This window comes from Psychrobacter sp. UBA2514, from assembly GCF_002341255.1.
Classification (GTDB): Bacteria; Pseudomonadota; Gammaproteobacteria; order Pseudomonadales; family Moraxellaceae; genus Psychrobacter; species Psychrobacter pacificensis.
The window spans coordinates 1-12,221 of sequence record NZ_DDNS01000007.1 but is presented as its reverse complement, the minus strand read 5'-3'; the positions used below and the strand labels follow the sequence as shown (position 1 = coordinate 12,221).

At 44.0% G+C, this 12,221-nt stretch carries 10 protein-coding genes and 2 tRNA genes; 8 read left to right on the top strand and 4 right to left on the bottom strand.

From position 1 onward, the window contains the following. Positions 1-168 precede the first annotated feature (168 nt). The 4 genes from B3V51_RS01895 to hemA all read right to left on the bottom strand — a co-directional run bounded on the left by B3V51_RS01895 (position 169) and on the right by hemA (position 4,371). Positions 169-588, bottom strand: a complete 420-nt coding sequence (locus B3V51_RS01895) for a DUF6691 family protein (protein ID WP_286707864.1) — start codon at positions 586-588, stop codon at positions 169-171. A gap of 95 nt (positions 589-683) precedes the next feature. Beyond that, positions 684-1,121: a YeeE/YedE family protein gene (locus B3V51_RS01890; protein WP_075105759.1), complete on the bottom strand. Its 438-nt coding sequence runs from the start codon at positions 1,119-1,121 to the stop codon at positions 684-686. A 205-nt stretch (positions 1,122-1,326) separates the two neighbouring features. Beyond that, on the bottom strand, positions 1,327-2,463 hold the full coding sequence (locus B3V51_RS01885; RefSeq protein ID WP_186475244.1) for an aminotransferase class V-fold PLP-dependent enzyme: 1,137 nt from the start codon (positions 2,461-2,463) through the stop codon (positions 1,327-1,329). A 516-nt stretch (positions 2,464-2,979) separates the two neighbouring features. After that, the gene (gene hemA / locus B3V51_RS01880; RefSeq protein ID WP_093067289.1) at positions 2,980-4,371 is read right to left on the bottom strand and encodes a glutamyl-tRNA reductase; all 1,392 of its coding nucleotides are present in this window, start codon (positions 4,369-4,371) and stop codon (positions 2,980-2,982) included. Between the two features lie 550 nt (positions 4,372-4,921). Here hemA and B3V51_RS01875 point away from each other — a divergent pair. From B3V51_RS01875 to B3V51_RS01840, 8 genes are all read left to right on the top strand, one after another. Further along, positions 4,922-6,859, top strand: coding sequence for a tetratricopeptide repeat protein (locus tag B3V51_RS01875; protein ID WP_286707863.1), 1,938 nt, complete (start codon positions 4,922-4,924; stop codon positions 6,857-6,859). Between the two features lie 178 nt (positions 6,860-7,037). After that, positions 7,038-7,667, top strand: coding sequence for a lipoprotein insertase outer membrane protein LolB (gene lolB / locus B3V51_RS01870; RefSeq protein WP_286707862.1), 630 nt, complete (start codon positions 7,038-7,040; stop codon positions 7,665-7,667). Between the two features lie 90 nt (positions 7,668-7,757). Beyond that, positions 7,758-8,720 carry a 4-(cytidine 5'-diphospho)-2-C-methyl-D-erythritol kinase gene (ispE, locus tag B3V51_RS01865; protein ID WP_286707861.1) on the top strand — a complete coding sequence of 321 codons (963 nt, stop codon included), beginning with the start codon at positions 7,758-7,760 and terminating at the stop codon, positions 8,718-8,720. 1 nt (position 8,721) lies between these two features. Continuing rightward, positions 8,722-9,306 carry a hypothetical protein gene (locus B3V51_RS01860; protein WP_286707860.1) on the top strand — a complete coding sequence of 195 codons (585 nt, stop codon included), beginning with the start codon at positions 8,722-8,724 and terminating at the stop codon, positions 9,304-9,306. A 167-nt stretch (positions 9,307-9,473) separates the two neighbouring features. Continuing rightward, positions 9,474-9,549: transfer RNA gene (locus B3V51_RS01855), tRNA-Gln, on the top strand. A gap of 240 nt (positions 9,550-9,789) precedes the next feature. Beyond that, positions 9,790-9,865: transfer RNA gene (locus B3V51_RS01850), tRNA-Gln, on the top strand. Between the two features lie 110 nt (positions 9,866-9,975). After that, positions 9,976-10,923 (top strand): ribose-phosphate pyrophosphokinase, encoded by a 948-nt coding sequence (locus B3V51_RS01845; RefSeq protein WP_057758042.1) that lies wholly within the window; start codon positions 9,976-9,978, stop codon positions 10,921-10,923. Between the two features lie 407 nt (positions 10,924-11,330). After that, on the top strand, positions 11,331-12,020 hold the full coding sequence (locus B3V51_RS01840) for a 50S ribosomal protein L25/general stress protein Ctc (protein ID WP_071002496.1): 690 nt from the start codon (positions 11,331-11,333) through the stop codon (positions 12,018-12,020). Positions 12,021-12,221: the final 201 nt, after the last annotated feature.

Sequence of the window (12,221 nt, the reverse complement as noted above, 5' to 3'; positions counted from 1 at the left end):
TAAAAAAGGTCAATCACATATACGTGGCTGACCTTTTTTCGAGTGCTAGCCTATTTATACTATAGTTGGTTCAATATAATTTGGAGACAAGGAAGCCAAGTAAAGGTACTACAAATAGTAGACTAAGCGAGGCTGACACCGTATCCAATTTATAGAGAACTAACTATATCAGCCAATTTTTGGCTCAAACCACTGATAGACCAGCATCCCTATGATCATCGCAGGGATAAACACATACGCTTGCCACTGACCCGTCCCGAGCAAGACGATGCCTGGCCCCGGACAAATACCGACCAGCCCCCAGCCGATACCAAACAACATGGCTCCGATAATCAATTGTTTGGTGATGACGGTTTTGCTTGGCATATCAATGGGCGTGCCAATCCAGCTATTCTCTTGACGCTTGGCCAATAGTACGCCAAAAAATGCAAGGAACAAACCACCACCCATCACCAGTGCAAGGGAGATATCCCATGCGCCAAACACATCTAAGAACCCTTGCACCTTTTCAGGGTCTGTCATACCTGACACCAGCAGCCCAAACCCAAACAATAACCCTGCCAGCAATCCGATTATATTTTTTAGCATCGTCGTCTCTCGCTATTATTATCTTCTATTAACTATCATATGTCGTGCGTGCTTTAGTCCTACTAGCAATCTCATAGCAATCTGCCATTGAGCATTTACAGTAGCCCTAGGACATGACGACCGATATACACGGTCACAATACCCAACAGCATAAAGGTGACGGTCGCGGCCAGTGAGCGTGGAGACAGACGTGCATTACCACAAATACCATGCCCACTGGTACAGCCTGAGCCAAGACGCGTGCCAAAGCCCACCAATAGCCCTGCGGCAATCAACAGTGGCAAAGAAGTGCTAATCTCTACGTTAGGTAGCGGTCTTGCCAGCCTGTACAGCACGGGCGATATGACCAAACCCAGTATAAACAGCACCTGCCACATCTCTACACGCTTGGGTTTTAGTAAGCTTGAAAAAATGCCACTGATACCGGCTATACGCCCGATACCGAGCAGCAAAATAACCGTCGCCACCCCTAGCATCAGACCACCGACTAAAGAGATCGGTGTAAATGCTTGCCAGTCTATTTGTATACTCATAACGGACTACCCATTTAGGTTTATTAAGTATTTGCTTAACGTTCTATTTATATAAATACATTATATTATAAAATATAATAAAAGGGTAAAAAAATACTGAGCACGTATGATGATAATAACGGCTCAGTATTTTATGATGATAAAAGCGTCTTCAGAAGTACTTATAAAGTTAGCGGTATCATTTTAAAAGGTTTCTCAATCATAACTACTGGCTTAGTACTTCATCCAGTGCGGACTCAAAACGCGTGACCGTACCGTCGATATCGGTTAATTTATCCAAGCCAAACAGACCCAAACGGAACGTCTTGAAGCTGTCAGGTTCACCTACTTTTAAGGGTACACCAGCGGCGATTTGCACACCCGCTGCCGCAAAAGCGCTGCCTTTATGCATATCATCACGATCGGTATAAGACACAACAACGCCAGGCGCTTGAAAGCCTTTAGCCGCAACGCTCTCGATGCCTTTGGCTTCTAGTACTTCACGAATACGTTTGCCAAGCGTCCACTGCGCCTCACATAGCTTATCAAAACCAACCGCTTTGGCTTCATTCACCGCATCACGGAACTGGCGTAAGCTGTCTGTCGGCATCGTCGCATGGTAGGCATGACCGCCGTTTTCGTAAGCGCGCATGATATTTAGCCATTGCTTTAGATCAATACTAAAGCTATCAGACTCTGTGCTGTCTACTTTTTTGACCGCCGCCTCGCTTAGCATGACAAGACCAGCGCCTGGTGTACTGCTCCAACCTTTTTGCGGCGCGCTAATCAGCACATCGATACCCAAGTTTTTCATGTCTAACCAGACACAGCCTGACGCGATACAGTCGATAACCAACAATCCACCGACACTATGCACAGCCGCGCTCAACGCTTTGATATAATCATCTGACAAAATCATGCCAGACGAAGTCTCGACGTGCGGCGCAAATACCACTGCTGGCTGCTCTTCTTTGATTTTAGCTACCGCCGTGTCGATATCGACTGGTGCAAACGGCTTTGGTAACTCGCTATCATCTGCACGATTGGCTGTGAGCACGGTAGAGGATTTGGCAATTTTGCCTTTTTCTAAAATCTGCGTCCAACGATAGCTAAACCAACCATTACGAATGATGAGGCAATCTTCGTCATTTGCCAGTTGACGCGCGACCGCTTCCATACCATAAGTACCAGAACCCGGTACGATCACCACGGCATCCGCGTTGTAGACAGATTTTAGATCACTAGATAAGTCATTCATCACTTGCTGAAAGGCTTTTGACATATGGTTTAGCGCACGATCAGTGTAGACCACCGAATACTCTAATAAGCCGTTTGGATCGATATCTTGACGTAATGCAGGCATGGAACACTCCTAGTATATGATTAGATGATGACTGTTTCTTAATTTTTTGGACCTTATTTTTATACCATAATATGGGGATAGGAAATAATATAGATACTAATATCGTTAAGTACCATAGATGATTGGTATCAACCGAATACTCATATCGAACAAAAATGAAGAAGATATAGGATAGACAAGATAACCCTTTAACCCAGCGCTACTGTCTTTGATGATGAGGTCATGTGTTGTTTTGATATCAATGCTTCAGATTCATGATATGCAAACGCACTGATTCTAATACACATTAATGAGGGCTATAAACATGGGGCGAAACTATTTCTAGTCACGTTATAGTCACAACATGAGCGAGTCTCATCACCCTATGTCAAGCCAAACTGTCTTGACCCAAATCATCCATAAGATTTGATAGTAGCACTGATACTAGAGGTTGACAACGATACGCTCAGGCACTGATATGGCTTGCGTGATTAGAGTTTTATTGGTAAGTGTTCGTTGATCGACGCTGTGAGAACATTAGCGCCCGCGATGGGCATCCTGTAGCCCAGACACCACAAAATCTAGCAAATCGCTATCACCTTCGCGGGCCGCTTTACGCATGAGCTTGGATGGTGCGTGCGTCAGTGTTTGAGTCAGGCGCCGTGACAGCTCAATGAGAATGTCTTCTGGACTGTTATCTTCTTGTTGCAGCTTAGCAATGGACTCATGCAGTAGCTTATCTACTTGATTTTGAGTACAGGTACGATACTGCTGGATGTCTTTACCCACTTGACGAACTTGGAAGCGACGATCTATTTCAACGACCAATTGACTGACTAAAAGTTCCGCATCGACCGCCGCTTGCCGACGCTGCTCAATATTGCCAGCAATCACATGCTGCAAATCATCGACAGAATACAGATAGACATCATCCATGCGACTGATGGTTGAGTCAATATCACGTGGTACGGCCAAATCTATCATTAGCATTGGCTGATAACGGCGACGCTTAAGCGCTTGCATGGTCATGGTTTTATCAATCAATAAATCCATACTACCACTACAGCTGCTGACAATATCGGCGTCTGCCAGCACTTGCGGCAAATCTTGCAAGGGTCTGACGTCTATGCGGCGATTGGGACTACGCAGTTCAGCCGCCAATGCCTCAGCACGCTCAGGATTACGATTACAAATAATCACTCGCCCAACGCCAAGTCCTGCGATATGGGTGGCAACCAAGCGATTCATCTCACCTGCCGCGACGACCAATAGCGTACGACTCGGCAAGTCATCAAATATCTGCGTGACCAATTTGGCCGCCGCAAAACTCAGCGATACCGCTTGTGCACCCACTTGCGTCTCATTACGTACTCGTTTGGCAGCGGCAAATACTTGATCAACGATCCAACCGAGCTGATTGCTCAATACTTTTTGCTCTTGTGCCAAATGCACAGAGCGCTTGATTTGACCAAGTATTTGCGGCTCACCCAGTATCATAGAATCCAGCCCCGCTGCGACTCTTAGCCAGTGGGTCAATGCGTGCGTGTCGCGGTGCACATAGAGATAAGGATCGATATCTACGAGTGGCAGCTGTTTGAATTCAGCAAGCCACGTCTTAATCTTGAGGATATGAGCGCTGATCATGCTTGATGTGACATGAGCACTGCTACTAAAATCATTATGAGAGATGGCGTGATCTGTCTGCTCATTGACTGCCGAGCTTGATGAGTGTGAGTGGTGCGGGGTCAACGTATGGGGCACAAGCGCGTAGATCTCAGTTCGATTGCAAGTGGAGACAATCACACTGCCATCCGTGAAGGATTCTATTTGCTCAAGCGCGACATTCACATCGTCGCCCACCAGCGCCAAACGCTCTCGCAGAGCGACTGGTGCAGTTTTGTGATTGACCCCAATGACCACTAATCTCATTATCGATAGACCATAAACATGACGCCTAGCTGCTCACTCACGCTATCTTATTATTTTTAAAAGACAGTTTTTGACGACAGCGCTGAAAGGAAGACCCTAAAAACCGCTTATTATATCATTATTGCTGGCGTTAATTAACACTCACCCATCTATGATAGCGATATCTCTGTATTTGGTCGCAAATGTAACAAATCAACTACCGATATGATTGATAAAATCAATGGATGTGTTTTGGCAAATAGTCGCTAAGATCGCCATAAATCATTCGCTTAGTGTCGCCTAACTTGTTATATTTCCACAGTATTCTGATCAATATACCTATTTGTATAAAAGTCTTAGCAAGATAACTCATGCTTAAAACAAGTATCAGTCATAGCCTATCAATAGAATGATGATTGCTCAGATATAAGTAACACGGATGCTATTGTTTATACTGTTCATCCGCTCTTATAATATTTGTCATGGGTACTCTTTACCACTATTTGATTTGAAATGATTAAAATAAATTGCCTCAGCTATGTAGGTAAACCATGGGCGAACACGACTATCTATGATGTTTTTTGGATCATTATCTAGATCACAACCTCTTTATAACGAGCAATCTAGCCTCCGCGCTTTATTGCAGGTCGTTATCGATCGTTTGTGCCAGCGTTATAAGCTAGCGTTGTCATTGGCCGTCTGTTTATGCCTTGCCGTACCTGCACATGCCAGCCATGCTGATACAGAATTGGCCGCAAAAACGCCACCAGCATCAGTCATTACTAGCGATAACGGGGCAAATAATAATGCTACTTCTAGCACCTCTATCAGCACGACTGTTCATAAAAACAGCCAAATGACAGATAACGTAACCAACATTGATGGTCTAGCGCCAGCCAGCCTATGGCAGCCTGAACTCAACGAACCCAGTTTATATGCTCTATTAGATGCAGAGTTTGCTGCGGATCGTGATGACAAACAACGTGCGATTACGATCTATAAGCAACAATCTTTTAAAGAAGATGCCACAGCGGTATTTGAGAGGGCGCTAACTCTATCATTGCGTAATGAAAGGGTTGAGGATTCATTAGCCTTTGCGAAATCATGGCAAGACCAGAATCCTGATCATGTACCTGCTTGGTTTTATGTGGCGCATTTGGCACTACGAGCACACGACTATATCTTAGCTGGCGAGACCTTAAACCGCATCTTGCGTTACGATCCGCGTGCAGATTTGAGCGGAATCCTTATCGGTATTTATCCCAATAATGACGATGACAAACGCGAGCTGCTTGCCGCTTTGCAGCCACTAGATAGTGAGCAAAATGCTTCACTGTCCGTATTAAAAGCTGGTTTACTTTACCAATTTAATGAGCCCGAAATCGCTATCGTGCATATCAACCGTGCGCTAGAGCGCCAGCCTGATTATGTGCCTTTTATCACCCTAAAGGCTGACATCTTGCGCAAAATCGTCACCTCTGAAACTGTGGTCAACTATATAAGCCAAGCACGCTTGCGCAATCCTGATAGCAAAAGTTTGTACCTGTACGAGATTCGCTACTTATTAGACTTAAAACAAAGCGAGCAAGCTTGGAAACTATTGCTCGAAGCCCACAGCCGCTTTAACGACGATGCTGAGATTACCTTGTTAGCAGCACTAGTGAGCTTGGATATCGAAGAATATGCGAGTGCGGATGATCTACTCAATATGCTTGCCAAAAACCCCGCTTACCTTGACCAAGCTTATTACTATCTCGGTATCAGTGCTGAGCGCCAGCAGCAGTTTGATAAAGCCAAATACTATCTCAATGCCGTGATGCAAGAAGACTTAGTATTAGAAGCACGTCGAAAAGTGGTCGCATTTGAATTGCTCAATGACGACGTCGACGCTGCCATTGCTACTTTAGAAAAGCTACGCAAAGACTTTACGGTGTTCGCCCCTGACACCTTTGTGATGCAAGCCGATATTTTGTGGCAGCAAAATGAATCAGAAGAAGCCTTACGTCTATTGACGCGGGCCGCTCGTAAATACCCTGATAATGAGATGTTACTCTTTGCCCGTGTCCAACTGTTAGATGACAAAAGCGACTATGTCGTCAAACGTACACTTCTTAATCATTTGCAGGCGCTCGATCCTACCAATTTATCCTATCAGCTCAGTTATGCACAGTTGCTATTGGCCAACGAGCGTAGCTCTGAGCAAGGCTTGGCCTTGGCGACCGATATCATCCAAATTCGTTATGATGATCCGCGCTACGACAACGAGCTGCACTTGCAAGCGCTCAATGTACTGGCGGGTAATGCACTGGCCAAAGAAAACTATAAGCAAGTCATCGATTATCTGCAAACGCCTTACGATGTGCTCCCAACTCTGCGCTCAGGCACGCTATTACTGCGTGCTTATCAAGGTCTTGGCAATAACGAAAAAGTCGAAGCACTACTCGCAGACTTGCAACAGCGCTTCTCCTTTGGACAACACAATATCAATGACAGCATACAGCTATATTGATAGTGGTTTTTCAAAATAACTGTTGCGGCATGATGCCATTAGGCTTGACACGTCACAAAGCACTTATCAATTACAAGGGACGTATAAGAAGCTAACAGCCGTGCATAACCGAGCAACAAATAGCCCTTAAGCTAATATCTTTGTTAACCTGTCCATTTTCCCATTTTGAGAGCACATTATGTCAGCATCAACGATGTCTTATAAACCAAATAAACTGGCTTTGCTTACTGCGATAGCGACTACAATGGTGATTACCTCTGGCTGTCAGTCACTAAAAACAGCCAATGCGACCAATCAACCAACCACAATGCAAGCTCAAAACGCAAATCAGCCCAAAAAGCTAGAGAGCTTTAATATCACGGGTAAAATTGGGGTGACCACACCTGCTAATGACACCTCAGGTACCCAAGGCGGTAGTGCGTTTTATGCATGGGGACAAGAAAACGATCGTTTTGCTATTGAACTCATCGGCGCGCTTGGCATTGGTAAAACCAACATTGAGTACAATGGACAAACCGCGACACTAGTCAGTGAAAAGACAGGTACATTGACCGCTGATGACCCTGAGGAACTATTACAAAAAGCCACTGGCTGGCAAGCGCCTATCTCGCAAATGCCTTACTGGATTTCTGGTCGCCCCGCGCCTTCAGATAGCGCTCCGCAGCTAGATGCTCAAAACCGATTGATCAGCTCAGTCAATGGCGACTGGAGTGCCAGCTTTACTTATAAAGGGAATGACAAGCTCCCTAGTAAAATCAGCGCTGTACAACCACAGGGCAATAAAGTGGTGATGACGATTAATCACTAGTCCGTCATTACTAGGGTATCACCACTGAAAAATCAGCCCCTATTGCTCATTAACATAGTCGTTTATGACTGTACCTTATGATGAAAAAACATGATTGAAAACATAGCCGAAGCATCTGACTCTACTGTTACGCGTCTATCCCCTGCAAAAATCAATCTATTTTTGCATATTACAGGCAAGCGTGCTGACGGTTATCATAATTTGCAAACGGTGTTTCGCCTGCTTGATTGGGGCGATTATTTGCATTTTTCACTCATAGATGATGTTGTGATACAAACGGCTGATAATAAAGCAGATGCCAATACCCTCTGTCATCAGCTATTAGTATTAGCTGGTGCCGAGGCGATAACTGCCAATATAGAAGACAACTTAATCTTCAAAGCGGCGCGCGCATTGCTCGCTTTTGCCATACAGTCAGAGACTCTACCTAGGCAATTGGCACAAGTCACTGTCACGTTAGACAAGCATTTGCCCATGGGTGCAGGATTGGGCGGTGGCTCATCCAACGCCGCAACGACTATGCTGGTGCTCAATGAGCTTTGGCAGCTTAACGTTACTTGTGATGCGCTGATAAAAATCGGTGCAAAAGTAGGCGCAGACGTGCCAATCTTTATCTTTGGTCAAGATGCCATTGCCATGGGTATCGGTGAAGAATTAACTGCCATCAATTTACCTGACCAGCATTATTTAGTCTTAACGCCTGAGGCGCATGTCAATACTGCCAAACTATTCGCCCACCCCAAACTACAGCGAGATATCACTTCTCTGTCGATTGATACGATTAAAAATCAATCCAATGATTATGTTCAAAATTTGAATACGCCTTATCACAATGTGTTTACGCTAGTGGTAGCGAGCCTCGCTCCTGCGGTTGCAGAGGCTTTAGATTACTTAAAAGGGTTAGAATCGCAAGCACTGGGCATAGCACGCATGACTGGCTCTGGTAGCGCGGTGTTTTTACCCTTAGATGCGAGTATTGCCAGTGATAAAAAGCTATTGGCAAAGTGGATTGAAGGTACGCCTTGTTCAGGGTATGTGGTGGGGAGTTTGTAATGTGAATACTTTATATCTAAAAAAATGCTCAATAATAGGTACGGTTTTTGTTTGCTTATCATTAAGTCTAACTGGGTGTATATCGCTACCTAAGTCTTATGATGAACCTAATTCCAAGCGTTTGTCTGATAATGTAATTTTACCACCGCAGCTAGGAATTGCATTAAAAGATAACTCTCAGAATATATCTACTTCTGAGCAACACCGTAAAACCAGTTCACCTGCTGAACTATTTACTTACGCACCGGCTCTTTCAATGCGCGAAATCAATTTTGTTTTGAAAGGCAAATACGTTATAAAAGATAACTGCTTATACTTTGTTCAGAACGATGATAAGTATCTTAGTCCTATTTTTTATCCCGATAGAGCGATTCTTTTTGAGAATGAACAAGCCATTTCTCTAAATGGAACCAAAGTTAAGCTCGGTGAGGAGGTTGTCACTAGCGGTATAATTAAAGAGCGTATAGGCAGTTACTATTTACGAAAAGGTGATATTGTCATCGAAGACCCAGAGAATACAGCTTGTTTGACGGAACCTTCAATATTTATGAGTGGTAGAGTGGTCAATCCTCTCGTACAAAAGTAACTCGCACAGCATTAGCTTACGATTGATAGGCTTAATAAAAAAACCTCTATTCACTACAATATTAGCGATGCAACTCAGGCTAATTCACTTAGTTTCGAATAAATACCAGAAAAAGGCGCAAATGACTTGCAAAATCTAAAAATTTACTTATAATAGGTCGCCACAATAGGGGTATAGCCAAGTTGGTAAGGCATCAGGTTTTGATCCTGACATCCGTTGGTTCGAGTCCAGCTACCCCTGCCATTTTTTAGTACGAAGCGTTAGACATACATTGAGTATAAGCGGTTTATAGACAACCTCTTATGCTATTGTCATTGACAACGTTATCCCAGTTTCGGTATAGTTCGCAATGAACACCGCTAGGGAAAGGTTATGTTTTAGGCGGCTCAATCGTTTATAACATAACTGACAGGTCATGACACCATTCTAAGAATGACAAATTAGTCGCTATTAGCTTTCGGTTGTTCGTAGCCTAGACATTACAGGGGTATAGCCAAGTTGGTAAGGCATCAGGTTTTGATCCTGACATCCGTTGGTTCGAGTCCAGCTACCCCTGCCATTTTTTACTGTAATAGTAGTCTTCAATCTTTTTCACCACTCTTTTCTTAAATTGAGCAGTTTGTCACTGCTTAGCGGTCGCTGCTTGAGTCAATCAATAGGACTTCTGTCATGCCTTATTTGGCGATTTTTACGGGTAATGCCCACCCAGAATTAGCAAAAACCGTAGCCGATCATCTTCACATACCTCTTGGTAAAGCTGACATCACGCGTTTTTCTGATGGCGAAATTGCCGTGGAAATCAAAGAACACGTACGCGGTAAAGATGTGTTTATCATGCAGCCGACTTGTGCACCGACCAACGACAACTTGATGGAAATCATGATGATGGCTGACGCTTTGCGTCGCTCTAGTGCTGGTCGTATCACAGCTGTCATGCCATATTTTGGTTATGCGCGTCAGGATCGTCGCCCGCGCTCAGCGCGTGTACCTATCTCAGCAAAAGTCGTCGCTGACATGCTGAACATCGTTAGTATCGATCGCGTGATGACAGTTGATTTGCACTCAGATCAGATTCAGGGTTTCTTTGACATTCCTGTAGACAATATCTATGGTACGCCAGTACTCCTAAACGACCTACAAAAACAAGATTATGACAACATCATGGTGGTTTCACCTGATGTTGGCGGTGTGGTTCGTGCCCGTGCAATGGCCAAGCAGTTAGGCGATACCGACATGGCGATTATCGACAAGCGCCGTGCTCGTGCCAATGAGTCACAAGTGATGCACATCATCGGTGATGTTCGTGACCGTGATTGCGTCATCGTTGATGATATGGTCGATACGGCTGGTACATTATGTAAAGCCGCTGAAGCACTAAAAGAGAATGGTGCACGCCGCGTCTTAGCTTATATCACTCACCCTGTCCTATCAGGTAATGCACTCAAAAACATCAGCGAATCTGCGCTAGACGAAGTCGTCGTGACTGATACGATTCCATTATCTGCCGAAGCAAAAGCCTGTAGCAAAATCCGTCAGGTCAGTATCGCGCCAATGCTTGCTGAGAGCTTACGCCGCATTAATAATGAAGAATCTATTAGTGCGATGTTTGATGCTTAATATGAGACAGTCATTGCTATAAATTTTAATAACATTGTAGTGACAATAAAAATTTAGTCATAAAAATAATAGCGTCAAGTATCAGTACTTGACGCTATTTTTATGTACGTACTTTGCGTAGGTCTTTATTATTACTACAAAATCCCGTATAATGCGCGCCTGTGCTGACCGTTTGTTTTATTCAATCAGGCCAGCATTATCAAAAGTGCTGATCATGCTGAATAATAATGGCTATTTTGGTAATTTTTACTATAAAAATCATTGTTATAAGCAAATGGCTAACATCGATAGTTGTGTCATTTATACGCAACGATAGATATTAGCTCTCATCACGTATTAGTGGATTGGTCGCAAATCCACTTTTTTATGACCAGACACTTCATCATTCTTTTTATAGGATTATATCCATGAGCAATAATCATTTTGAACTAAACGCTACTGATCGTTCTGCTGACCTACAAGGTAAAGGTGCGAGCCGCCGCCTACGTAAGCAGAACCTAGTTCCTGCTATCATCTATGGTGGTGGTGAGCAGCCAACAGCGATCTCTATCAAAATCAACGAGCTAGTAAAAGCACTTGAGTTTGAAGCATTCTTTTCACACATCTTGACCATCAATGTTGACGGTACCGAGCATCAAGCTGTTATCAAAGACTTGCAGCGTCATCCTGCTAAAGGCTTCCCAATGCATGCTGACTTCCAGCGCGTTGTAAAAGGTCAAAAAATCCACATGAACGTTCCTGTGCATTTTGTTGGTCGTGAAGAAGCGCCAGGTACTGCTGCTGGTGGCGTATTGTCTACTTTAGTATCTGATATCGAAGTGATCTGCCTACCATCACAACTTCCTGAATATCTAGAAGTAGATGTATCTGGTATGGAAATCGGTGATTTGTTCCGTCTATCAGACATCAAACTTCCTGAAGGCGTTGTGATTCATGAGCTTGAGCTAGAAGACGGCCATGACCGTACTATCGTTAACATGCAGCCACCAACGGTTGAAGAAGTTGACGAAGATGCTGACGACGTTGATGCTGATGAAGTACCAGCAACTGAGCAAAACGACGGCGCTGATGCTGAAGAAAGCAACGACGACGAGTAATATACTATGTCTAGGTAGCATTTTATTTTGTGCTACTTAGTAACAGATTCGTTTAGTTAAGAAGACAGCAGGCGATTTGAAATCTCCTGCTGTTTTTGTAAGTAGGGCGTGTTGAACATTCGACCATGGCACTGACAGCGACTATTTTTTAGGCGATTCGATGTTAAAAATAATAAGCTTAGTCACTCTAAGCGCTTATTT

Bases quoted from the DNA above. Each gene is read 5' to 3' on its own strand.
- B3V51_RS01895 (WP_286707864.1), bottom strand. From the start codon at position 588: ATGCTAAAAAATATAATCGGATTGCTGGCAGGGTTATTGTTTGGGTTT.
- B3V51_RS01890 (WP_075105759.1), bottom strand. From the start codon at position 1,121: ATGAGTATACAAATAGACTGGCAAGCATTTACACCGATCTCTTTAGTC.
- B3V51_RS01885 (WP_186475244.1), bottom strand. From the start codon at position 2,463: ATGCCTGCATTACGTCAAGATATCGATCCAAACGGCTTATTAGAGTAT.
- hemA (WP_093067289.1), bottom strand. From the start codon at position 4,371: ATGAGATTAGTGGTCATTGGGGTCAATCACAAAACTGCACCAGTCGCT.
- B3V51_RS01875 (WP_286707863.1), top strand. From the start codon at position 4,922: ATGATGTTTTTTGGATCATTATCTAGATCACAACCTCTTTATAACGAG.
- lolB (WP_286707862.1), top strand. From the start codon at position 7,038: ATGTCAGCATCAACGATGTCTTATAAACCAAATAAACTGGCTTTGCTT.
- ispE (WP_286707861.1), top strand. From the start codon at position 7,758: ATGATTGAAAACATAGCCGAAGCATCTGACTCTACTGTTACGCGTCTA.
- B3V51_RS01845 (WP_057758042.1), top strand. From the start codon at position 9,976: ATGCCTTATTTGGCGATTTTTACGGGTAATGCCCACCCAGAATTAGCA.
- B3V51_RS01840 (WP_071002496.1), top strand. From the start codon at position 11,331: ATGAGCAATAATCATTTTGAACTAAACGCTACTGATCGTTCTGCTGAC.